This is a genomic window from Pseudoalteromonas sp. SG43-4, assembly GCF_014164325.1.
GTDB classification, from domain to species: domain Bacteria; phylum Pseudomonadota; class Gammaproteobacteria; order Enterobacterales; family Alteromonadaceae; genus Pseudoalteromonas; species Pseudoalteromonas distincta.
The window spans coordinates 118562-142064 of sequence record NZ_JACJFB010000002.1; the positions used below are offsets into that span (position 1 = coordinate 118562).

The window sequence follows — 23503 nt, forward strand, 5'->3', positions numbered from 1 at the left end:
GTGATTGCATCAAAGGCTTACTCAAAAGGTTTCTCATTATTTGAGTTAGTTATTGTTGTGATTTTACTGGCAGTAATTTTGAGCTTTGCTATACCTCAATATATAGGTATTAAAAATCAAGCGCATAATGCAAGCGTTGACGCTATAGCAGGTAGTTTCTCATCGGCCGTTGGCATGGTTAGGGGTCAATGGGAATTAGAAGGTAGACCAAACAGCAGGTCAAACAAAACATTTGTTAACTATGCAGGGGTAATAGTTGGTGTTGATGGGACGTTAGGTACACCAACAAGCGATGAAACAGAAAAAAAAGATACTCGTGCAGAAGTTATAAATGCGAATAAATGCCGCCAAGTTTTGAATATAATTTTACAAGATGCACCCAGTAGTACGTTAAGTAATGAATTATCGATAATAAAAAGTGTAAGTTTTTTAGTTAGGTACAATGCAGAAAATACGCAATGCGTCTATTATTTAACTCACACCATTGATGTTAAAAGTATACCTACCAATACAGGGGAAATATCAGGTTTAACAGGTTTTTCATACTTTGCTAAAACAGGCAAAGTAAAAATATTTAAAAATTAAGTAATTAAAAAGAGGCTTACTTATGAAAACGCAATCGTTAAAAAGTTTACCAATGAATAAACAAGCAGGTTTTACACTTGTTGAATTGATCATCGTAATTGTTATTTTAGGCATTTTAGCTGTTACCGCAGCACCTCGCTTTTTAAACTTGCAAGGTGATGCCAATGCTTCAACACTTGAAGGCTTACAAGGGTCGATTCGCAGTGGTATGAATATTGTGAATGGCAAATCTATTATTGCTAGTGATCACAAAAAGGATGAGGCTACAGTTACAGTAGATACTGGTGTAGCAGTACCTACTGTTTATGGTTATCCAGCAGCAACAGAAGAAGCCTTTGAAGCATTTTTAGATGTCAACTTTGCAGATGGAACACCAAATGCAATTGATTCAGCTGATTTCAATTTATTTGTAAACGATACAACAGTAACTATTTTTCCTAATAGTTACACTGTGGATGCAACTACTGTTGATGATTGTCGAATTGAATACACGCAAGCTACTGCGACGACAGGCCCTGTAGTTGTAACTCCTCCAGTGATTACACTTGTTACTACGGGTTGTTAATTACATAAATGATAAGCAGTAGTAAGCAACGATTGCGTGGCTTCACACTCATTGAGTTAATTATTACTCTAGTGATATTGGGAATACTGTCGGTAACGGCAGTTCCCAAATTTCTGGGCAGCTCAACAGAAGACGCCTATTCGTATCGAGACCGTACTTTAAATGCACTTAGGACAGTGCAGCTACGTGCAATGCAAAATACAGCAACAACAAGTTGCCATACCCTTTATATAACCTCCACACTTATTGCTCCCTCCGCACCCGATACATGTACCGGTGGAGCAGATACCAATAACACCGATCATTTAGTGGTACAAATAAACACGCAAAGAAGTAATATAACATTTAGCGCTTTAGATAGTAACGCGAATATATTTACCCAAATTAGTTTTGATCCTTTAGGTAAATCAAATCAAACCTGTACTACGCAGTGTCGAATAGATGTTGGATTAGCTGGCGTATGCATAAGTGGTGAAGGGCTTATATATGCGTGCCCTTAAAGTAAAAGGTTTTACTCTAATAGAGCTTATTATTGGCATTGTCATGTTTGCAATTGCATTAAGTATTATTACAGCTTTAATTGCCCCACAAGCCAAAAAAAGTGCAGAGCCGATTGTGGCTTTAAGAGCCTCTGAATTTGGTCAATCACTAATGAACGAGATTCAAAGTAAGTCGTTTGATGAGCACAGTGATAGAAGCGCACCTTTTAGGCGGTGTGGCGAAATATCTATAGGTGCTGAGGCTTGTACCGCACCTGCTGACTTCGGAGTAGATAACTCAGAAACCAGAACTAGTTATAACGATGTAGATGACTATATTGCACTGTCTAACCAGCCTATTACTAATAGCTTAGGTGAGGTGTTAAGCGAGTACAGCGACTTTAATTTAGTTGTTACTGTTGAGTACGATAGCGACTTTAACGAATCGACCACCAACGATGGCACAACCTTTAAGCGTATTACTATTGAAGTAACATCACCCTTAGGCGAAGTTTACGGATTTAGTGCATATAAAGGGAATTACTAATGCAAAGAGCTAAATACCAAAATGCATTTACCCTTATAGAACTATTACTTGTCATGGTTATTATTGGTATTTTAGCCGTAAGTGCATTTTCATTTATTGGTGCTGGGGTCAGTATTTACTCACAAGGGGTTGAGCGCCAAGAAGCAGTAGCTCAGGCCCGCTTTTTAATAACGCGACTTAGTAAAGAGCTTCGCCATGCTACGCCAAACTCATTAAGGCTCTCTTGCGATAACAGCACTAGCGGAGCATGTAGTGCTCAGCAGTGCTTAGAATTTACGCCGTTTTTATCAGCGACTCACTATACAAATTACCTACCTACCGTAGCGCCTTTTAATGTTAGCGCTGTTGATTTTGAACTTAATAATTTAACGCAGCCGCAAGTTGGAGATTGGGCAACAACTTACCCGTTAAGCAGCGCTGATATATACGATGAGAATAATAATAAGCGTTTAAAACTATCAGCATTTAATAGCTCCACCACTAGTGCAATTGATGAGTGGCAATTTAGTAAAGCGTTTGCCCAAGAGTCGCCAAGTAAGCGCCTTTATTTACTCTCTCAACCTGTAAGTTTTTGCGTTGAAGGGCAGTATTTATATAGATATACCGATTACGGTTTTACAGTTAATCAATTAGATGCCGTGAGCTTACAAATAAGCAGTGGTGTTAAACGTGATTTATTAGGTATTTACATTGCCAATAATTTAGCGAGCGATTTATTTTTTACTCTTGATGCGCTCTCCCTACAAAGAAACGCTGTGCTTAATGTGAATGCGCAAATGCAATTTAACGATACTGAAGTAATGAATTTTAACCATGAGGTGCATATTCCTAATGTACCTTAAAAAAAATCATCACGGAAAAGCCTTACCCAGTAAACAAAAAGGGAACTTAATAATTGTTTCTTTGGTAATTATTGTTGCTTTATTAGCACTAGGATTAGCATTAGTTAAAGTGCTTTCTGGTGCATCTCAACAAAATACCATTGAGTATTACGGCGCTCGCGCTTTTATGGCGGCGCAAAGTGGATTAGAAAGTGGTTTAACGCAACTCTTTCCAATAAATAGCTCAGTGCAAAGCTGTGCATCAGTTACAACTAATTTAACCTTTCAAACTGCATATTTAGCTAATTGTAACGTGCTGGTGAGTTGCGATGAATATATAGACCTACCCGACAGCAGCACAACAAACGGGCTTGTTAATATTTATTACTTACAAAGTAGTGCAACGTGCGCCGCAATTGATTGCCCTGCAGGAAATGATTGCAGAAAGGATTATTGGGAAACACAAAGAACACTCAGTGTGGAGGCTAAAACTTTACCATGATAAAAAGTGCATTAGTCATTATATTTTTTAGCTGCGTGTTACTTTGTAATCACGCAAATGCAGTGCCTCCAAAAATCGAGGGCCGTTATATAGAGCTGCAAGATACATACACATCGCCTGTTTGGACAAAAGTAAATTTTCAACAGCAATATATAACGCCTCCTGCTGTATTTATGCTCTCAACAAACCAAGGTGGAAACCCTGCAATAATAAGAATACGTAATATAACCACAACTAGCTTTGAGGCCTTACCGCTTGAACCTTCAGGAGAAGATGGTGGGCATATTAGTATGGGGGCGCACTATTTAGCTGTTGAGTATGGTGTGCATCAATTTCCAGACGGCACAATTATGGAAGTGGGCAGTACAGACTTATTACTCGAATTACAGTATGGCTCTAAGTCTGGCTTTGCTCCACTGACACCTAAAGGCTATAAGTCTTTAACATTTGCTGAACCGTTTACTCAAAGGCCAAACTTTTTCCATTCGTTACAAACACTCAATAGCATAGACAGCAATCCACCTTCTGAGGCATTAATTCCGTTTTTAACAGTTGCAGTAGAAAGTAATTCTCTATCTGCCAGCGGCGTTAATATTGCTTTAGAGGCATCTGAAACAGCACTTGGGCTCATAAAAAACGAAACTGTTGCTTACATGGCAGTGGAGCCAGGAAGTAACCGCACATTTACTGACGATAATGGCGTTGAGGTATCGTGGGAAACTTTTTTCACAGGCTTTGAAATTGACGGTTGGAGCGATGGCTGTAATTACTTTAGTTTTACTAATAACTTTAGTGTGGCTCCTTTGGTGGTTGCAAGTAAAAACTCACGCCAAGAAGATGATGGCGGGTGGCTACGCAGCTGTAACCTAAGGACTGACAGGCTAGGACTTGTTGTTGACGAAGATCGTGATGGCGATAACGAGCGCCGTCACGTAAACGAGGAAGCATCAATACTCGCCATGACCAGTACCTTTGTGTTTAACGGTGATATTTTAGATTGTGATACCTTGTTCCCTGGCGCTATTTCTACTTATAACAATGGTGAGGTGCAGTTAGTTCAGGGGGTAGAAATAACAGATGGCAATGCGCAGTTTGTCACCACCACAAGTTTAATTTCTACTGCGCTGACGAGCCCTCCTTTGTGTAATGGTCAGGCGTGTGTTGCTGGTGGTTATAACTCTTTAGAACCGAATCAAGCGGCGCAGGTGCCAACGGTTACAAATGATGGTAGCTCAACAGGGCCCGTACCTACTTCTTTAGCTGGCGACTATTATTACGATGAGTTGCAGTTAAGTATGCTGGAAACAGAGTACAGAGTAACAGCGCCTACACGTATATTTTTAAAAGACACAACCTCACTATTATCAACTTCATTTTTGAATATAGGTAAAACAAGTATAGTGGTCGAAACCGGCGCGTATTTAGCTATTTATGTTGATGGTGCGGTTGCTATTGCAGCCGATGCAAATATTGCGGGCTATATTGTTGCCACTGGTGAGGTAAGAATCGCTCAAAATGTGACGTATCAGGGGTCAATTACATCGGCTACTCAAATTATTACCGAAGGGAGCTCAACGTTTGACGCTCTACCAGTACCCGAAAGTATCCCTGGTTTTTGTGGCATTTATACACCAGAAACACTGGATCATTATCGTTTAACAATAAGCGATAACAATGCTCTAACGTGTGAAGCTAAAGAGATGACACTCACAGCCTGCGCTAATGATGCCTGCGACTTATTATTTGCTGAGCCGTCTAGTTTAAACCTTTCTCCAGATAATAGTGGTCAGCAAAGTTGGGTTACGGGGGAGAATATTAATTTTACAGGATCAGCGGTTGTCGAATTTGCTAAACGCACCACAGGCAGTGTTACATTTGGATATAACACTGCTGATCCTTCTGCACCTCTTCGTTGTTATATCGGTGGTAATAATGTTGGTTTGAGTGGCTGTAAAGTTACGTTTTCTGATGCTGGATTTATTTTTAATAATGATATAGATGGAAATACTACAATTCCTACTCAGTTATCAGCAAAGCCTTCAAATACTGGATTTAATGCAAAAGCGCTATCTATTCAAGCGGTAAAAACAAATACCACTACGGGCGTATGCGAAGCTGCATTTCCCGCTGGTGGTGATGTAAGCTTAGATTTATCGTATACATGCAGTGCTGGTGCAAGTTGTTCTGATACGGTTTCACTTAGTAACAACAATAATACCTTTGCGGTCGAGCAAGCAGCTAAATCGTTCACGCTAAACTTTGATAGTGAGTCTAAAGCACCGATTGTTATAAATTATCCCGACGCAGGAAAGTTGAGTTTAAATGTAAACACCAATTTAATTTTAGACCCAGTCACTAATTTATCAGTAAATTTAACGGGTAGTTCAAATGAGTATGTTGTAAAGCCATTCGGATTAGCGATGGAAATTGCAAGTGATGGTTATGCAGCAGACGCTGATGGAAGTTTATTTAGATTAACTGGCGAAGCATTTGATTTAAAGATGAATGCGGTGCAATGGCAAACAGGGCAAGACACTAACAACGATGGTTACCCAGATAACTACAGCAATATAATAAATAATACCATTGCCAAGCACTTTATCACAGAGCAACCACTTGTAGAGGCATTACTTAAAGCGCCTACGCCAGGCGTTCAAGGTACGCTTGAAGCGATGAGCACTGTTGCCTTTAGTGACACAGGCAGTTTGAGTGAATCTATATCGCAGTATAATTACGACCAAGTTGGCATCATTGATTTAACAGCAGGTCTGCAAGATGCCGATTACTTTGGCGCGGGAGATGTAAAAGGTGAATTATATAATATTGGTCGTTTTGCACCTTCGCAGTTTCAGGTAGTGGGGGTTCAAGCTGCCGCACAATGCACGCAATACGGCAGTAATTTAACTTACCTTGATCAACCTTTTGAACTTGGCTTTACAGTACAAGCGCTAAATCAAAATGGTGAGCTAATGGCTAATTATAAAGAGGGCTTTGATAAGTCCAGTGTAGAGGTTAATGCCGAAAATAATGAAGTAGCTAACTATGTACCCGCAACTAATTTTGCTAGCCGATTAGTAAACCTAGGAAATAATAACTGGGGAGATATAAGTGACGGCCAGTGGCAAATGAGCCAACTTAACACGACACTCGAAAGATTAGGTGTAGGGCAAGCAGATGGACCGTTTGCTATGGTGAGTTTAATGGTAACGCTTTCTAACATAGAAGGAGCAACGCTCATTGATGCAAATGATAAACCTAATACACAAGCAGCATGCTCGGGTGGCTGTAATAGCGTAAGACTAAATACATTACCAATAGAGTTTAGATTTGGACGTTTAGTACTTGGTAATAACGCAGGCTCCGATCTCGACCCTTTACTTATTCCTATGCAGGCTCAGTATTACAACGGCAGTGGATTTGTAAATAACGCAGAAGATAACTGTAGTGTATTTGATCATACCCAAATCACTCAAATATCACCTAACAGCCCGCAGTTAGCCTATGAATATGGAACGGGTGTATCTGGCCAGTTAGAGGCGGGAGTGTATCCGGCAAACAATGGTATTTATGCACAGCCAAATGGTTTGGGTGAATTTACCTTAGAATATAATACTTATGATTGGTTAAAGTGGGATTGGCTGGGGGATGAAACACAGCTTGATCCTCGTACTATTTTACAATTTGGACGCTTTCGAGGAAATGATCGGGTTATTTACTGGCGTGAAACACGCGAATAGTTGTAAACTAAGATAATAATTGAACAAAGCTTGTGTTTTGTGCTGCAAGTACATAGCATAAGGCTTTAATTATAAAAAATAATAACGACCAAATAATTGCCGCTTTTTGGGACTGGAATATATGCGAATTACTCCTTTATCTCTGTTAATTTCAGCTAGTTTGTTAGCTAGTAGTGCATTTGCACAAGACACAGCTACAGTAACTGGAATTGAGTCAGAGATTAGTGTTAAACAGACAGAATACGATAACTCGACAAGAATACTTGAAAAACATCTTAAAGAAGAAAGTCAGTTACAAAATCAACTAGAGCTACTTCGTTCTCGTTCTACAGAGCTAGATAAAGAAAAAAACCAAGCGCTCGATGCGATGAACGAAATGTACCGTCGTTTAATTGACGATCCCACTATTAATATTAGTGCGGCTCAATCACGCTATCAAAAAGCGGTGATTGATCATAAGCAAAACAAAGATGATATTTCTATGCAGTTGGCGGCAATTGCATCCCACCGTAAAGATATAGAGCAAATTCGTGTTGCTAAGCATACGCTTTTAAATACTTTAGAAAGTTTAAAAGAGCAGTTAACTACAGCCAGAGTAGAGCGTTTACGTAACGAGTTTACACGTGAAGGCACGCTTGAAGTTAACCATACGATTAACTGTAAGCGAACAGAAACGCTAGCAGCGTGTGAGCAACGCGGTCAGCAAATGGGGCTACAAAAAGCAACTAAACGCTTTGTAGATCAAATATTTGCAAACTTAACAGAAGAGCGCATTGTTGAGCCAAAACGTAATTTGGCGGGCGCTCAAGTACAAATATTAAGTAGCCATGTAGTTAACAGTGCATTTAGCGGCCAAGGTAATTATAACGTTAATTTAAGCGTTACTATGCGCGGCGAAGTAAACAGTAGCCGTTTATGTAGCTTATTAAGCATTGATAACCGTTATTGTTCTGAGTACGGCACGCCACTTACTGCTGCTTATCAACCCGCGTATAACAATACATTTACTGATAGTCAGTTAACATTCAGTAATAGCGCGGATAATAGCAACACGGTGTCGGTTTCTCGTTTAGAAAAGCAGGCAGTACGTGATTATTCAGTTAAACCTGCATCGGTGAAAAAAGATTACCCTTCTATCCTTAATAAGAAGAAGGATCAATCAATAGAGCTGACATTACGATCAAACGTATACGACGATGAAGTGTTTATCGATGGTGTAAGCTTCGGCTCAACACGCTTGATCACACGTTTACCGCCGGGTATTCACAACATTGAAATACGTAAACTAGGCTATAAGCCTTATCAAGTTCGTGTTGATTTAAATAAAGCACAAACAATTAATGCAAATTTGGTAAAAAAGCCTAAGTCGATTGCTGCACCGACCTATACTCGAGAGCAACCAGAAGTAACAACACGCCAGGTTAGTGAAAACGTTAATGTATTAAATGCAAACGTTGAAACGCCGGTTGTCGTTATTCCTGCAGGCAAATTTAAAATGGGCGATATCAATGGCAATGGTTTAGCTAATGAACGTCCAGTAATTGAAAAAGTAATAGCAAATTCTTTCGCTATGCAAAGTAAAGAAGTAACCGTAGGTGCCTACGAAAAATTTGTAGCAAATACAGGTTATAAAACTCAAGCGGAAAAAAATAAAGGGTGTGCGTATTATTTAAATGGCGAACCAGTATGGGAAGCAAATTTAAATTGGCGTAATCCTGGTTTTGAGCAAGGCAGTGACTTTCCTGCTGTATGTTTAACTTATAACGATGCAAAAGCTTACGCTGAGTGGTTATCGGGTCAAACAGGGCAGCAATTTCGTTTACCTAACGAAGTTGAGTGGGAATACGCAGCACGTGCAGGAACCGAAACAGAATACCCTTGGGGTAACGAAATTGGTAAAAACCTAGCTAACTGTGGTTGGTGTGGTAGTGAATGGTCAAATAGACGTGCATCACCAGTAGGTTCTTTTTCTCCAAATGCATTTGGATTATACGATACCGTAGGCAATGTATGGGAATGGACCGATAAAGAATCAGGTGAGTCTGATGTAGCAGTAAGAGGCGGAGCGTGGAATTTTGCACCAAGCCTTGCTCGTGCATCTACGCGTTTAATTTTAGCGCCTGATTTTAGATCTAACTACATTGGTTTTCGCTTAGTTCGCGAACGATAAACTCAATTAAGGAAGCTTTGCTTCCTTTTTTCACAAATTCACAAAGGCGCTGCGCTTTATATTGCTCATATAGTTGAGCATGTTAAAGTGAGGCAGCTAATATAAGAACGTATTTCAAAGGTCATCCAGCCTCATGTTTAAAAAACTCCGTGGTATTTTTTCTAACGATCTATCGATCGACTTGGGTACAGCCAATACCCTAATTTATGTAAAAGAAGAAGGTATTGTATTAAACGAACCTTCTGTTGTTGCTATTCGCCAAGAACGCGCTGGTGGACCTAAAAGTGTTGCATCTGTAGGTACAGAAGCAAAACAAATGCTAGGCCGTACACCGGGAAATATTAAAGCAATCCGTCCAATGAAAGACGGTGTAATTGCTGATTTTTATGTAACTGAAAAAATGTTACAACACTTCATTAAGCAAGTGCATAACAATAACTTTATGCGCCCAAGTCCGCGTGTACTAATTTGTGTACCGTGTGGTGCTACTCAAGTAGAAAAACGTGCAATACGTGAATCTGCAATGGGTGCCGGTGCTCGTGAAGTTTACTTAATTGAAGAACCAATGGCAGCAGCTATTGGCGCAGGTTTACCAGTATCAGAAGCAACAGGTTCTATGGTTGTTGATATTGGTGGTGGTACAACTGAAGTGGCTATTATTTCACTTAACGGTGTTGTTTACTCATCATCTGTTCGTATTGGTGGCGATAAGTTTGACGAAGCTATTATTAATTATGTACGTCGTAACTTTGGTAGCTTAATTGGTGAAGCGACAGCTGAAAATATTAAGCATCAAATTGGCTCTGCGTTCAAAACTGATGAGCCAATCGAAATTGAAGTGCGCGGTCGTAACCTTGCCGAAGGTGTTCCGCGTTCATTCACGCTTAACTCACACGAAATCCTAGAAGCTCTACAAGAGCCGTTAATGGGTATTGTGAGTGCAGTAATGGTTGCACTTGAGCAATCACCACCTGAGCTGGCATCAGATATCTCTGCGCACGGCATGGTACTTACTGGCGGTGGTGCATTGTTAAAAGATTTAGACCGTTTATTAATGGAAGAAACGGGTATTCCGGTTGTTGTAGCTGATGATCCACTTACGTGTGTTGCGCGTGGTGGTGGTAAAGCATTAGAAATGATCGATGTTCATGGTGGTGACGTTTTTAGTTACGACTAATGAAATTAATGTTTGGACGCACAGTCTCTTTGCAACTGCGACTTTTTGTCGCAGTGCTTTTGAGTATCGTACTCATAGTTGGAGACAGATATACGCAAGGTGGTACCGTTGTTCGTACCAGCCTTAATACTCTAGTTAGCCCACTAATCTATGTTGCTAATTTACCCTACGAATTATTTAGCTTAAGTGCTAAAAGCCTGCATACGCGGGATCAACTTCTTACTGAAAACGAAGCGCTGAAAAAAAAGCAAATGCTACAAAGCGAGCAACTTCAGCAGTATCAATTTCTAGCCAGAGAAAATCAAAAACTGCGCGCCTTATTAGGCTCATCTGCAAAGCAATCAAATCGTAAAATTATTGCTCAGGTACTTTCTGTACATTCAAACCCGTATAGTCATCAGGTTGTTATTAACCGTGGTACAACTGACGGGCTTAGTGAAGGCCAAGCTGTAATTGATGAAATGGGTGTAGTAGGGCAGCTTACAAAGGTTGGTTCAACAACTTCACGCGTGCTACTAATGACCGACACCACACATGCCACACCTGTGCGTATACTTCGTAACGATGTACGAACGGTTGTTGAAGGCATAGGTAAAATTAACGTCGTTAAGCTCTCTCACGTTCCACACAGTTTAGATGTGCGAATTGGCGATGTACTTGTTACATCGGGTTTAGGGGGCACATTCCCCGAAGGATACCCGGTGGCAGTAGTAACTGAAATAAATCGTGATGAAGGGCGACCGTTTGCACAAGTTTTTGCAGAACCTATTGCGCAACTAGATCGTATTCGTTTGCTGGTTATTTTATGGCGTAATCAACAGGAGCAAATCAGCGATGATTAACCGTTATTCATTGTTAATTGCGCTAAGCATCTTTTTTGCGTTAATAATGGCACTGATGCCACTTCCATTTTCGTTTGAACCATTTAGACCTGACTGGGTTTTACTTGTACTTATGTATTGGTCGCTAGCAGTACCGCATCGTTTAAATATTGGTACTGCTTGGGTCGTTGGTTTATTAATAGATTTAGCGTCTGGCTCACCGCTGGGCGTGAACTCGCTTACATTCTCGGTATGTATTTTTGTAACCGCGAGCAACTTTCAAAAAATTCGTAACTTTTCGCTTTGGCAACAAAGCCTACTAATTGGTTTATTTTTAACGCTGTATCACTTAATGCAGTTTTGGCTAAATCACTTTTTGTTAGGGGTTTATTTTAATCCACAGTACTTATGGCCAGTAGCAACCGGAATGGTTAGCTGGTTTTGGGTTTTTTTACTACTTCGTAAATATCGCAGACATTTTAGGATCAGGTAATGACTACCGCAGTATATTTGGCATCAGCCTCTCCCCGTCGTAAAGAGTTATTAAGCCAATTAGGTGTCGAATTTACACAGTTTAGTGTTGATGCAGATGAAAGCCCACTTCCAAACGAGCAACCTAGAGCTCTTGTTGAGCGTTTAGCGCGCTTGAAAGCCCAAAGCGGTGTAGAGCTTGGATATACCGATCGCCCTGTACTTGGTAGTGATACCGTGGTTGTTATAGACAACGAGTCATTGGGTAAACCTCGCGATAAAAACGATTTTACACACACGTTAAAACGCCTATCGGGTAACACGCATCAAGTTCTTACCGCAGTTGCATTTGCGACGCAAAATGATGTGCTTAGCTGTGTTGTAAGCACAGATGTTACTTTTAAAACCTTAACAGATGAAGAAATTAATGCTTATTGGGAGTCAGGTGAGCCACAAGATAAAGCCGGTGGCTACGGTATCCAAGGTTTAGGCGGCCGCTTTGTAACTCACATTGCGGGTAGCTATTTTTCTGTTGTAGGCTTACCTTTATATGAAACCGAACAATTATTAAAAACATTCTTAAGAAGGTAACATGAGTACAGAATTACTGATCAATGTCACACCGAGCGAAAGCCGTGTTGCCCTAATAGAAAACGGTGTACTGCAAGAAATACAGCTAGAGCGAATCGGTAATCTAGGTATTGTAGGCAATATTTACTTAGGAAAAATAAGCCGTGTACTTCCGGGTATGCAGGCTGCTTTTGTCGATATCGGCCTTGAAAAAGCTGCATTTTTGCATGCATCCGATATTGTAAATAGTGCCTCTATTGTTGAAGGCGTAGACGACGTACCAATAAAAAAAGTACAAGATATTAGAGAGTTAGTTCGTCAAGGCCAATACATTATGGTGCAAGTGGTAAAAGATCCGCTAGGCACTAAAGGCGCAAGACTCACCACTGATATAACTATCCCTTCTCGCTATTTAGTGTTTATGCCTGATGCGACCCATGTAGGGGTTAGTCAGCGTATAGAAACTGAAGAAGAGCGCTCACGTCTTAAAAAAATAGTCGCAGAATATGGCGATGAAAATGGCAGCTTTATCGTACGTACAGCAGCTGAGGGTGCTAGCGAAGCTGAATTACGACACGATGCCGGCTTTTTAAGAAAATTATGGGAAAAAATAACATCACGTCGTAGAAAAACGAGTAAAGCCAGTATCCTACACGAAGATTTAACGCTTGCCTTTAGAACCCTGCGTGACTATGTAGGCGAAGATATGGAGCGCATTCGCGTTGACTCTAAACTCAGCTATGAAGAACTAAAGTTATTTACTGAAGAGTTTGTTCCACAGCTTTCTCAAGTGCTTGAATACTACCCAGGCGAGCGACCTATATTTGATTTGTTTGATGTTGAAAACGAAATTCAAAAAGCACTGCATCGTAAAGTTACGCTAAAATCGGGTGGTTATATAATTATTGACCAAACAGAAGCAATGACGACTGTTGATGTTAATACAGGTGCATTTGTAGGGCATCGTAATTTAGAAGAAACAATTTTTAATACCAACGTAGAAGCAACCTCTGCAATTGCTCGCCAGCTTAGGCTGCGTAACTTAGGCGGTATTATCATTATCGACTTTATCGATATGGTAAGTGAGGATCATAAAAGGCGGGTGCTTCATTCACTTGAATCAGCCCTTGCAAAAGATCGCACTAAAACGAATATTAATGGGCTTTCAGCGCTTGGCCTTGTTGAAATGACGCGTAAACGTACACGCGAAAGCTTAGAGCATATTTTATGTGATGTATGCCCTGCATGCTCCGGTCGTGGTTCACAAAAAACAGTTGAAACGGTTTGCTACGAAATACTACGTGAAATAGTGCGTGTTAACCGAGCATACGCAGCAGACAAGTTTATGGTGTATGCAGCGCCGGCTGTAAGTGAGGCCCTACTAAACGATGAGTATCATAACCTTGCTGAGCTTGAACTATTTATTGGTAAGCAAGTCAATATTCAAACCGAGAGCTTATACAGCCAAGAACAGTTTGATGTGGTAATGATGTAATGAAAGCAAAAGCGGTCTGTTTTTTTTGTTTTAGAAAGTTATGGCAGACCTGCGCCATAATTTTGGTATTACTGGCCGTTATTGTTTCAATTTTAAAATATACCCTCCCGTATGCAAACGAATATAAAGGTGACATAGAAAGCTATTTACACGAAAAGTTTGAAATAAGCTTATCTATTGGCGAAATATCAGCTAGTTGGCAGGGCAGTGGTCCTGCATTAGTGCTAGAAAATTTATCGTTTAAAGATAACGAAACCGCGCCAATATCACTCACCATTGCTAAAACCAGCTTAGAGCTAAACCTATGGGAAAGCTTAAAAGCACTGCAACTTAGATCTAATTATTTTGTTATTAATGGTTTTCATACCAGTGTAAATATCACCAACTTATTTAAAACCGGTGATAACGACGAAGTTTCTTTTGAGCAAAAAGAGCTAATTGAAGAACTGTTTTTGGGTGAAACGGGTCATTTTGCAATAGAAAATTCCAGTATTAACTTTATTTTAGAAGATGGTAAAGAACGTAAATTACTTCTTCAAAACATTGTTTGGCAAAATGAAGATGAGCAGCACCTTGGCAGTGGAAGCTTAGCACTACCGGGAATTTCGGTCGGAGACTTTGACGCGCGCATAGCACTTACCGGGGATACTCTAGAGCAGGTTGCGGGCGACATCTATGTGCAGGCTAATAAGGTCGATGTATCTAACTGGTTAGCGCAATATATAAATACGCAAAAACAACAACTACATAGCGATATTAATTTACAAGCATGGCTAAAACTAGATAAAGGTTTTGTAAGCGATGTGAAAATGCAGTGGTTACCAAGCTTTGTACGCTGGCAGCGAGAAGAGCAAAGCCACCAAGTTAGTTTGAGTGAAGGTGGATTCCATCTATATCCAGAACAAAATAGCTGGCACTTAAAAAGTACCGGTTTAACATTTAATAGTAACGATAAAGCATGGCCAAGTTTAGAGTTTGAAGCCCAACTAGGGCTGCAAAATAAAGTGTGGCTGCATCAAGTTGATTTTGAATTACTGAGTAACCTAGCCGGGCTAAGTAATTTTAATGCACTTGAACCATTTTTAGAACGCCAACCTAGTGGGCAAATAGATCAAGCTTATTTAAGTTTTTCTAATGCACAGCAATGGCAATTATGGTTTGAGGCTAACAATATTGGCTGGCAAGAATTAAGATCGGTACCAGCAGCGCAAGGGCTTAGAGTAAATGGTTTACTTACCCAAAGTACTGGTCGAATAAATTTATTTGGCGAAAGTGGCACATTAGTCACAGGCGAAAGCTTTAGTAACGACATAAATTATAATCAGCTAAATGTAGAGCTAGATTTAGCTAAGCGAGATGATGGCTGGCATATAAGTAGTGACAATATCTGGTTTGATAATGATGAAGTTACTCTTGCTGCAGAATTACAAATTAGCCTAACAGATGATCCTCGATTAGATCTTTACGCAGAAGCGTTCGCTCCAGATGCCAATATTGCAGATCATTACTTCCCATTAAAAGCGATGAGCCCTGAACTTGTTAGCTATTTAAATGGTGCAATTAAAGGCGGAGAAGTATCTAAAGCACAGGTCTTATTTGCAGGGCCTTTGTCTGGTTTTCCATTTACTGATGGTAGTGGTCAGTTTGATGTATTAGCACAAATAGACAATGCAACCTATGAGTTTGACTCTGATTGGCCAGCGGTCACTAATGCTAATGTACAGCTACATTTTGCTAATGAGCGGATGGACATATATAGCCAGCAAGGCAAGTTGGTTAATTTAGATATTGGTAATAGTGTACAGGTGAGCATTGCAGATTTAATGAATGCTGATGAACTTATTGTGCAAATTGATAAAAAAGCAGAGATGGAAAAGTTACATGACTTTTTTGCAGCGACACCTATTGCCAAACCTCTTGCTGAAATTTTTAAAGTTGTACAGGGCAAAGGCGAAGCCGATGCCAGTATTGAGCTTTTAGTAGGCTCTAAGTTTAAAGGCGGAGCCAGTGTTAGCGGCAAAGTTAATTTAAATGACTTGCCAGTATTTATAGCAACGCCAGGCATTGAGCTTAAAAACTTAACTGGCGAGCTTAATTTTAAAAACGACAACATCACACTTAAAAATGCGACTGCGAAGTGGTTGGGTATGCCACTAAATATTAATTACAGCAGTAAAAGTGATGCTAAAAACTACCAAGCAAACATAGATATAAACGCCAAAATTGACGCCGATACACTAATCGATAGTGGGCAAGGTATATTAAAAAATTATTTAGGCGGGCAAAGCGATGTTGATATTGGTTTAGTACTTAATTTTACCGAACAAGGCTTTAATTATCGTGCACAGGTAAACTCAGAACTACTTGGCTTAACGAGTAACTTACCCGCACCTTATAATAAAAATAGCGAACAAATGTGGGCGCTTGATGCAGTAGTTCAAGGTGATGATATTTCTAATCTCATTACAGCAAACGCTAATCAACAGTTTTACTTTAATGCTATTTTAGAAAATGGAAAATCACAGTTTAGTAATGCCCATTTTGTGCTCGGAAAACAAGATTTAGGATTAAACCAAAAAGACTTAAGCGTAAATATAAATCTTGAGCAGAGTGAATTAGTGCCTTGGTTTGATCTGATTGATCAAATAATTAAAGCAGGTAAAGCAAATCTAGATAAAGAATCAAAAGGGATTATGCCACCGCTTAATGAGGTGGTCGCAAATATAGGTATGCTTGATGCGAGTAACATCATCTTTAATGATTTTGAAATGCGTTTAGCACCATCAAAAGACGATTTATACCTAAAGCTAAATGCTAAAGAACTTAGAGCTGGGGTTTTTATTCCTACATCACAGCCTAGCCAGCCTATACGAATTAATGCCGATTACTTAAGGCTTAATTTTGCACAGCCTAGCGAGCAATTAATTGAAATAACAGATGTACTTCCTGAGGAAGACTTGAGCTGGCTTACTAAAATACCTGCCATTGAGTTTGAATGTAGTGACTGCAAAATTGATCGCTATCAGCTTGATAAAGTGAGTGCGTCATTATTAGGTGATGGCGAGCGCTTATCGATATCAGAACTTGTAATCGATAAAGGAGATCATGTACTGCGCACTAAAGGGCAGTGGCAAAATGGTTTAACAACGCTAGGTGGTGAGCTTAAAAGTGATGATATAGGCGCATTGTTTGGCGAGTTTGATATTACCTCTGCAATTAAGGACTCTAAAGCTGATCTAAATTATGATCTTACTTGGCAAGCAGCACCTTATGATTTTGATGTGAAAACTTTAAGTGGTGAGGTTACTTGGGATTTAGGGGAAGGTCACTTAACTGAAATAAGTGATGGTGGTGCACGCGTATTTTCGCTGTTGAGCCTTGATTCACTCGTACGCAAACTGAAACTTGATTTTAGAGATGTATTTTCAAAGGGCTTTTTTTATAACAGCATGCAAGGCTCTATGCAGTTAGAAAACGGTATCGCTTACACTAAAGATACTAAAATGGACGGCGTACCCGCCGATTTAACCATTAAAGGTTATGCAAATTTAAACACGCTAGATATAGATTACGACCTTGCTGTAGCGCCACAAGTAACCTCAAGCATTCCGGTTATAGTTGCGTGGATGGTTAATCCAGTAACAGGGCTTGCTGCTTTAGCACTTGATAAAGTTATTCATTCTGCGCGCGTCATCTCAGAGATCAATTTTAAAGTAACGGGTAAAATGAACGACCCTATTGTTCAAGAACTCGACAGAAAAAGTCGTGAAGTTACACTACCTCAAGCTGCGCAAAATCAGCCACAAGCATCAGTCGATTTAAAACTTAAAGATGCACAAGTAACAGTAACGCAATGAACAAAACAGCAAGCATAAGCACACCCACAATAGTTGCCCTACAAATGTGTTCAGGGCTAAGCCCTGATGACAACATAACAAGCTTAAAGCGCGCACTTAAAACCCTGCCAGCAACAAGACCATTACTTGTTTGCTTGCCTGAGGCTTTTTTAGTGTTTAGTAAAACTGGTAACGATACGTTACGTGTTGCTAAGCAAGTTGAGCAATACAAATTACAACTTAGTGAATTGTGCCAACACCATAATATTTGGTTAAATGCAGGCACAATGCCTGAGCCATTTAACGAACATAAGTATTACGCAGCATCGCACTTATATAATAATCAAGGCGAGCTGGTTGCAACGTATAACAAAATACATTTATTTGATGTAACCGTTGATGATAAAACAGGTAGCTATCGAGAGTCAGATTTTACCCAAGCTGGAAGCGATGTAGTGGTTGTTGATTCTCCCTTTGGTAAAATTGGCTTAACAGTATGTTATGATCTGCGCTTTAGTGGCTTATTTAACGAACTAGTACGCCAAGGCGCCAATATTATTTTAGTACCCAGTGCATTTACAGTCCCTACAGGGCAAGCGCATTGGCAACCGCTATTAGCAGCTCGCGCAATAGAAACACAATGTTATGTAGTTGCAGCAGCTCAGTACGGTACACATGAAAATGGCCGACAAACATATGGCCACAGTATTATTATTTCGCCTTGGGGCAATACCCTGAGTGAATTGCCAACAGGCACCGGTTTTATAAGCTGCAACGCAGATTTAGACCAGTTACAAAAAATTAGACGAGATATGCCCGTGCAGTCTCATCAACGATTTAGAGAGCATTTATTATGAATTCGGTTGAACAGCATTTACTACAAGACAGCCAGCTAAATAGAGAAGAGCTCGAAAAAACGCTCGCTTACATACATCAGCATAAAGTGGATTACGCCGATTTATATTTTCAATCAAGCCACCACGAATCATGGGTGCTTGAAGACGGCTTAGTTAAAGAAGGCTCTTATAACGTTGAACGTGGCGTTGGTGTACGTGCTGTAAGCGGCGAAAAAACAGGTTTTTCTTACTCTGATGCAATAAATCTTGAAGCACTTAATAAGGCGGCTACAGCGGCTCGTAGCATCGCAGATGCTGGCGAAGATAGAGCGATTAAAGTATTTAGTGATGTTAAAGCTAAAGAGCAGTTTGCAGCGCATCAGCCAATTTCGAGTATGAGCGATACCGACAAGGTGAGTTTATTACGCGAACTTGAAAACTATATTCGTGAACTAGCACCCGATGCAGAGCAAGTAATTAGCTCAATGTCAGCGGTATACGAAGAAGTATTAATCGCAGCTAGTGACGGTACGTTTGCCACCGATATTCGCCCGCTTATTCGTTTAAACTGCTCAGTGCTGCTTGAAAAAAATGGTCGCCGTGAACGCGGTGGCGCAGGTGGTGGTGCACGTTTAGATTATGGTTACTTTAAAGAGCTTGTTGATGGTAAACCACGTTGGATGGAATTTGCAGAAGAAGCGGTACGCCAAGCTAAAGTAAACCTTGAAGCTATTGATGCACCTGCCGGCACGATGGAAGTTGTACTTGGTAATGGTTGGCCTGGCGTGCTTTTACACGAAGCAGTAGGGCATGGACTTGAAGGCGACTTTAACCGCAAAGGCGCGTCTGCGTTTAGTGGTAAAGTGGGCCAAAAAGTAGCATCTGAGCTGTGTACTGTTGTTGATGATGGCACCATGGCCGATCGCCGTGGGTCACTTAATGTTGATGATGAAGGCACACCAGCCGCTTACAACGTACTTATCGAAAACGGTATTTTAAAAGGCTATATGCAAGATAAGCTAAACGCGCGTTTAATGGGTGTAAATCCTACCGGTAACGCACGTCGTGAGTCTTATGCGCATTTACCAATGCCTCGCATGACTAACACCTACATGTTAGGTGGTGAGCACAGCCAAGCCGATATTATCAGCTCAGTTAAAAAAGGGGTATTCGCGCCTAACTTTGGCGGCGGACAAGTTGATATAACCTCAGGTAAGTTTGTATTTAGTGCATCAGAAGCGTATTTAATCGAAAATGGTAAAATTACCCAACCAATTAAAGGCGCAACGCTTATTGGTAATGGACCAGAAGTAATGCAGCAAATATCTATGGTTGGTAACGACTTAGCACTTGATAAAGGTGTTGGTGTTTGTGGTAAAGATGGTCAAAGCGTACCGGTAGGCGTAGGCCAACCAAGCCTTAAGATTGATCAGTTAACGGTCGGTGGTACAGCTTAAATATTACTCAAGCGCGAAGTGAATTCGTACCTACATGCTTGATGTTTATTGTAGGTGAGGTTTTATACCTCGCTTTTTAAATACAGACTTAGAAATAGAGCGCGAAATAAATTCGCACCTACGATTTGTATTTTTACTTTGTGTAGGCGAGGTTTATGCCTCTCCTTCACCTTCTTTATTTTTTTCAGCCTCTTTGTACCATAACGCAAAAAAGCACTCTGTTAATTTGTGCTCTATCTCAAGCGCTTTTTCTGTCGGGCAAAACAAGGTAAAGCTTGCTTTAAATTCACCTAAATCGGTTGTACCAAAGTGAATTACCGGCTCTGGGCCAGATATTTTTGCATCAAGTTTACGCTCAATCATCGAATTATAACGGCTTGCTACTTCTTGAAACTCTTCGCAGTACAGTTTAGCTTGCTCAGTGAGTGTGTCGTGAATAGGGTACGGGTTAAAGCTCTCTCTTCGGACAATAATAAAATGATGTGTAACAAAGCGTTTTACAAAGTTTAAGTTTTTAATAGAGCTGGTAATCAGCTTGTTATTAGGTATGTATATGGTTTTTCTAGAAAATTGATAAGTATGTATATCAATTTCATGCATGGTTGTTTTTATCCAATCCGTTTCAGCTACTTCACCAAAGTAATCACCAACTTGTATCCAATCACCCACTCTAAACGGGCGAGTTGTTACGAGGTAAAAAAAGCCTATTACACACTGAATAAACTCACGCGTTGCAAGTACAATCGCCACGGCAAAAGCAGCAATAGAAAGTGCAAAGTTTTGAATTTCAGTAGACCACACAAATAGCAGCGATATCATCATTACAAAATTAATAAAGTGCTTAATATTGTGTGCGATGTAACGGATGTCTTTTTCTTTTTTTTCTGCGCGACTTTTAGCAAGCTTATCAACAAGCACTTTTAGTACAAATGCAATTGTGATCATTACAATTGAAAGAAGAAACGGATGCAGCAATATATCTTTAGTCATGGTATCCAATTAAATGTGAGTTGATAAAAACAGGCTCAGTATATTGATTTATTAAACCAATTAGCAAATTTAGTGTAAAAAAAGTAACCAATAAAAAATGTAGCTATGTTATTGAGTTACTTGATCAGTGCAATGCTTGTGATTTTTAGCCATTCTTTTTCGGCATATGAGTACAAGCTCAATGGCTGAAATAAAAATCAAAGTATAGCCAAGCGTTTCTATACCTTCTTCAACAATGTTTTTTACCGCACGTACATAGTCATCACCCATTACTGAATGCCAAAATGCGCCTTTGCCCATCATTCGCGAAAATGCGAGTAAAGTAACCATGCCTGATAAGCAAATTCCATAACTAGGAGTGAGGCTATAGGCTTTTAAAGAGTTAAAAATACTTCCTCTGTTTGTTATTAAATAAACAAACACGCCAGCTAAAATTGAATAGACGATACTTTGCCAAGCGCCATCAAAAAAGTATAGGTCGAGGTAGGTATCAAACTCTCTCACAAACATCATTGCCGATAACGCAGCTAGTAATACAGCCGGTATTTTGAGTTGAAAGTTAATTCGCGAAGCGTAAAAAAATAAAATACAGCTTAAAAAAGTCAAAACATCTTGCATATGTTCGGTAAGAGTTTCTTCACTGTAAAGTGCATCCTGTTTTAATTCAAACCCTTCAAGTTGAATTAAATGAGCAACACCCGCTAGGCATAATAAATAAATAAAAGATCGCAGTAAAAACATAAATAACCAAGAAAAACTATAAATGCGCGGGATTCTAATCGTTAAAATGCTTTAAAGCCAAAACAAAATTTAAACTTTTAACCTTTTTATCGGTCTAAAATTTTTGCTGTTAAAATAATGGCTTAGATGTTTTTTTAATGTTGAATGGATGTTTTTAATGTGACGTTTTAAGTGGTTTGTTGTGCAAAATATAACAAGCATTAAAAAGCCCTTACTAATTACTTAACAAGGGCTTTTTATAATTGAGCGCTTAGAGTTTAGCGCCTAGCGCATAGTAACAAACTCTTCAGAACCTGTTGGGTGAATCGCAACAACGGCATCAAAATCAGCTTTAGTAGCGCCCATTTTCATGGCAACTGCAAAACCTTGAATCATTTCATCAACCGCAAAACCAATACCATGTAGGCCAACTACTTTTTCGTCTGGGCCGGCACATACAAGTTTCATTTTACAAGGCTGGCGATGTTTAGTTACCGCTGTGTACATAGCTGTAAAACCAGATTGGTAAATCTTAACGTTTTCTTCGCCATATTGAGAAATAGCTTCTTGTTCAGTAAGGCCAATAGTACCAATTGGTGGGTGACTAAATACAACAGTAGGAACTAGGCTGTAATCCATTTTTAAATCATCAGGTAGTTCTTTATTAAATAAACGCTCTGATAAAGTACGCCCTGCTTTCACTGCTACAGGCGTAAGTTCAATACCGTTTTCGATAATATCGCCAACCGCGTATACATTTTTAGCTGTGGTATTTTGAAACTCATCAACTTTAACAAAACCATCGCTGTTAACTTCTACGCCGGCAGCGGCAACATTAATTGCATCTGTTGTTGGCTGGCGGCCAATGGCCCAAATTACTTGGTCAACGTTATGAGTTTTGCCATTATCTAAATGTAGCGTTACAGAGCCATCATCTTCTTTAACTAATTTATGAGGTACAGATTCTGTATGAAGAGTAGGGCCTTCAGCAGCCATAACATCAACAAGGGTTTCAACTATGTATGGGTCAAAGTTACGAAGTGGAGAATGCTTACGAACAAATAAATGTGTTTCAGTACCTAAACCATGTAATACACCAGCAAGCTCAACGGCTATGTAGCCTGCGCCTATTACTGCAACGCGTTTAGGTTGCTCTTTTAATTCAAAAAAGCCATTTGAATCGATACCGTGTTCAGCACCTTCAATATGCGGAATGCTTGGGCGTCCACCTACTGCAATTAATATATGATCGGCTGTGTAGTGCTCGCCGTTTACTTCAACTGTTTTATTATCTACAAATTTAGCAAAGCCTTTGATTACAGTAACGCCATTGCTAGCAAGGCCACTGTCGTAACCTTTATGAATTCGGCCTATGTAGGCTTCACGGCTTTCTACTAACTTGCTCCAATCAAAGCCTTTAACTTCAACATTAAAGCCGTAATCTGGGGCATATAAATTAATTGCTTCAGCAACCTGAGCACCGTGCCACATTACTTTTTTAGGTACGCAGCCCACGTTTACACACGTGCCGCCCATGTGTTTTGCTTCTATAAGTGCTACTTTAGCGCCACGCATTGCCGCTCTATTTGCAGAGGCAATACCACCACTGCCACCACCGATTGCAATATAATCAAAGTGTTGTGTCATTTTATGTCCTTAGGCGTTGAGTTTTATGCGCATTAGCATAACATTAAGTTTTAAAAATAAAGAGTGTTTAGGTGACC

General features: G+C 39.9%; 19 protein-coding genes. 16 read left to right on the forward strand and 3 right to left on the reverse strand.

The features are described 5' to 3' along the window. The 16 genes from H5160_RS02560 (at nucleotide 1) to tldD (ending at nucleotide 20069) form a co-directional block, all read left to right on the forward strand. Nucleotides 1-585 carry a prepilin-type N-terminal cleavage/methylation domain-containing protein gene (locus tag H5160_RS02560; RefSeq protein ID WP_182716461.1) on the forward strand — a complete coding sequence of 195 codons (585 nt, stop codon included), beginning with the start codon at nucleotides 1-3 and terminating at the stop codon, nucleotides 583-585. A 22-nt stretch (nucleotides 586-607) separates the two neighbouring features. Then, a complete protein-coding gene (locus tag H5160_RS02565; RefSeq protein ID WP_024594534.1) occupies nucleotides 608-1150 on the forward strand; it encodes a prepilin-type N-terminal cleavage/methylation domain-containing protein in 543 nt (180 codons plus the stop codon). A gap of 8 nt (nucleotides 1151-1158) precedes the next feature. Further along, nucleotides 1159-1650 carry a type II secretion system protein gene (locus H5160_RS02570; RefSeq protein ID WP_182736646.1) on the forward strand — a complete coding sequence of 164 codons (492 nt, stop codon included), beginning with the start codon at nucleotides 1159-1161 and terminating at the stop codon, nucleotides 1648-1650. Further along, on the forward strand, nucleotides 1637-2176 hold the full coding sequence (locus H5160_RS02575) for a prepilin-type N-terminal cleavage/methylation domain-containing protein (protein ID WP_182716459.1): 540 nt from the start codon (nucleotides 1637-1639) through the stop codon (nucleotides 2174-2176). The genes H5160_RS02570 and H5160_RS02575 overlap by 14 nt, the downstream gene beginning before the upstream one ends. Then, nucleotides 2176-3018: a type II secretion system protein gene (locus tag H5160_RS02580; RefSeq protein WP_182733629.1), complete on the forward strand. Its 843-nt coding sequence runs from the start codon at nucleotides 2176-2178 to the stop codon at nucleotides 3016-3018. Before H5160_RS02575 ends, H5160_RS02580 begins: the two co-directional genes overlap by 1 nt. Next, nucleotides 3008-3499, forward strand: a complete 492-nt coding sequence (locus tag H5160_RS02585) for a hypothetical protein (RefSeq protein ID WP_024594530.1) — start codon at nucleotides 3008-3010, stop codon at nucleotides 3497-3499. The genes H5160_RS02580 and H5160_RS02585 overlap by 11 nt, the downstream gene beginning before the upstream one ends. Then, nucleotides 3496-7236: an H-type lectin domain-containing protein gene (locus H5160_RS02590; RefSeq protein WP_182736647.1), complete on the forward strand. Its 3741-nt coding sequence runs from the start codon at nucleotides 3496-3498 to the stop codon at nucleotides 7234-7236. The genes H5160_RS02585 and H5160_RS02590 overlap by 4 nt, the downstream gene beginning before the upstream one ends. Before the next feature lie 121 nt (nucleotides 7237-7357). Beyond that, nucleotides 7358-9406 carry a formylglycine-generating enzyme family protein gene (locus tag H5160_RS02595; RefSeq protein WP_182736648.1) on the forward strand — a complete coding sequence of 683 codons (2049 nt, stop codon included), beginning with the start codon at nucleotides 7358-7360 and terminating at the stop codon, nucleotides 9404-9406. Between the two features lie 133 nt (nucleotides 9407-9539). Beyond that, on the forward strand, nucleotides 9540-10583 hold the full coding sequence (locus H5160_RS02600) for a rod shape-determining protein (protein WP_002958401.1): 1044 nt from the start codon (nucleotides 9540-9542) through the stop codon (nucleotides 10581-10583). Continuing rightward, complete coding sequence (mreC, locus tag H5160_RS02605) at nucleotides 10583-11425, forward strand: rod shape-determining protein MreC (protein ID WP_173400216.1); 843 nt, start codon at nucleotides 10583-10585, stop codon at nucleotides 11423-11425. The genes H5160_RS02600 and mreC overlap by 1 nt, the downstream gene beginning before the upstream one ends. Next, nucleotides 11418-11897: a rod shape-determining protein MreD gene (gene mreD, locus H5160_RS02610; protein WP_002958403.1), complete on the forward strand. Its 480-nt coding sequence runs from the start codon at nucleotides 11418-11420 to the stop codon at nucleotides 11895-11897. Before mreC ends, mreD begins: the two co-directional genes overlap by 8 nt. After that, complete coding sequence (locus H5160_RS02615) at nucleotides 11897-12466, forward strand: nucleoside triphosphate pyrophosphatase (RefSeq protein ID WP_002958404.1); 570 nt, start codon at nucleotides 11897-11899, stop codon at nucleotides 12464-12466. The genes mreD and H5160_RS02615 overlap by 1 nt, the downstream gene beginning before the upstream one ends. Nucleotide 12467: 1 nt before the next feature. Continuing rightward, a complete protein-coding gene (rng, locus tag H5160_RS02620; RefSeq protein WP_002958405.1) occupies nucleotides 12468-13940 on the forward strand; it encodes a ribonuclease G in 1473 nt (490 codons plus the stop codon). Continuing rightward, complete coding sequence (locus H5160_RS02625) at nucleotides 13940-17797, forward strand: YhdP family protein (protein WP_182736649.1); 3858 nt, start codon at nucleotides 13940-13942, stop codon at nucleotides 17795-17797. The genes rng and H5160_RS02625 overlap by 1 nt, the downstream gene beginning before the upstream one ends. Then, the gene (locus H5160_RS02630) at nucleotides 17794-18633 is read left to right on the forward strand and encodes a carbon-nitrogen hydrolase family protein (protein WP_165723728.1); all 840 of its coding nucleotides are present in this window, start codon (nucleotides 17794-17796) and stop codon (nucleotides 18631-18633) included. The genes H5160_RS02625 and H5160_RS02630 overlap by 4 nt, the downstream gene beginning before the upstream one ends. Continuing rightward, entirely contained in the window at nucleotides 18630-20069 is a 1440-nt protein-coding gene (gene tldD / locus H5160_RS02635; RefSeq protein WP_024597409.1) for a metalloprotease TldD, read from the forward strand. The genes H5160_RS02630 and tldD overlap by 4 nt, the downstream gene beginning before the upstream one ends. 153 nt (nucleotides 20070-20222) lie before the next feature. On the opposite strand, the gene H5160_RS02640 is transcribed toward tldD, so the two are convergent. From H5160_RS02640 to gorA, 3 genes are all read right to left on the reverse strand, one after another. After that, the gene (locus tag H5160_RS02640; RefSeq protein WP_024597410.1) at nucleotides 20223-21059 is read right to left on the reverse strand and encodes a mechanosensitive ion channel family protein; all 837 of its coding nucleotides are present in this window, start codon (nucleotides 21057-21059) and stop codon (nucleotides 20223-20225) included. A 108-nt stretch (nucleotides 21060-21167) separates the two neighbouring features. Next, entirely contained in the window at nucleotides 21168-21800 is a 633-nt protein-coding gene (locus tag H5160_RS02645; protein ID WP_138488456.1) for a hypothetical protein, read from the reverse strand. Between the two features lie 264 nt (nucleotides 21801-22064). Then, nucleotides 22065-23426 (reverse strand): glutathione-disulfide reductase, encoded by a 1362-nt coding sequence (gene gorA / locus H5160_RS02650; RefSeq protein ID WP_039485720.1) that lies wholly within the window; start codon nucleotides 23424-23426, stop codon nucleotides 22065-22067. Nucleotides 23427-23503 lie beyond the last annotated feature (77 nt).

What these genes read in the sequence shown, in the direction of transcription:
- H5160_RS02575 (WP_182716459.1), top strand. Translation starts at nt 1,637, where the DNA reads ATGCGTGCCCTTAAAGTAAAAGGTTTTACTCTAATAGAGCTTATTATT.
- H5160_RS02595 (WP_182736648.1), top strand. Translation starts at nt 7,358, where the DNA reads ATGCGAATTACTCCTTTATCTCTGTTAATTTCAGCTAGTTTGTTAGCT.
- H5160_RS02630 (WP_165723728.1), top strand. Translation starts at nt 17,794, where the DNA reads ATGAACAAAACAGCAAGCATAAGCACACCCACAATAGTTGCCCTACAA.
- H5160_RS02570 (WP_182736646.1), top strand. Translation starts at nt 1,159, where the DNA reads ATGATAAGCAGTAGTAAGCAACGATTGCGTGGCTTCACACTCATTGAG.
- gorA (WP_039485720.1), bottom strand. Translation starts at nt 23,426, where the DNA reads ATGACACAACACTTTGATTATATTGCAATCGGTGGTGGCAGTGGTGGT.
- H5160_RS02645 (WP_138488456.1), bottom strand. Translation starts at nt 21,800, where the DNA reads ATGTTTTTACTGCGATCTTTTATTTATTTATTATGCCTAGCGGGTGTT.
- H5160_RS02615 (WP_002958404.1), top strand. Translation starts at nt 11,897, where the DNA reads ATGACTACCGCAGTATATTTGGCATCAGCCTCTCCCCGTCGTAAAGAG.
- H5160_RS02565 (WP_024594534.1), top strand. Translation starts at nt 608, where the DNA reads ATGAAAACGCAATCGTTAAAAAGTTTACCAATGAATAAACAAGCAGGT.
- H5160_RS02580 (WP_182733629.1), top strand. Translation starts at nt 2,176, where the DNA reads ATGCAAAGAGCTAAATACCAAAATGCATTTACCCTTATAGAACTATTA.
- H5160_RS02640 (WP_024597410.1), bottom strand. Translation starts at nt 21,059, where the DNA reads ATGACTAAAGATATATTGCTGCATCCGTTTCTTCTTTCAATTGTAATG.
- tldD (WP_024597409.1), top strand. Translation starts at nt 18,630, where the DNA reads ATGAATTCGGTTGAACAGCATTTACTACAAGACAGCCAGCTAAATAGA.
- mreD (WP_002958403.1), top strand. Translation starts at nt 11,418, where the DNA reads ATGATTAACCGTTATTCATTGTTAATTGCGCTAAGCATCTTTTTTGCG.
- mreC (WP_173400216.1), top strand. Translation starts at nt 10,583, where the DNA reads ATGAAATTAATGTTTGGACGCACAGTCTCTTTGCAACTGCGACTTTTT.
- H5160_RS02625 (WP_182736649.1), top strand. Translation starts at nt 13,940, where the DNA reads ATGAAAGCAAAAGCGGTCTGTTTTTTTTGTTTTAGAAAGTTATGGCAG.
- H5160_RS02600 (WP_002958401.1), top strand. Translation starts at nt 9,540, where the DNA reads ATGTTTAAAAAACTCCGTGGTATTTTTTCTAACGATCTATCGATCGAC.
- H5160_RS02590 (WP_182736647.1), top strand. Translation starts at nt 3,496, where the DNA reads ATGATAAAAAGTGCATTAGTCATTATATTTTTTAGCTGCGTGTTACTT.
- H5160_RS02585 (WP_024594530.1), top strand. Translation starts at nt 3,008, where the DNA reads ATGTACCTTAAAAAAAATCATCACGGAAAAGCCTTACCCAGTAAACAA.
- rng (WP_002958405.1), top strand. Translation starts at nt 12,468, where the DNA reads ATGAGTACAGAATTACTGATCAATGTCACACCGAGCGAAAGCCGTGTT.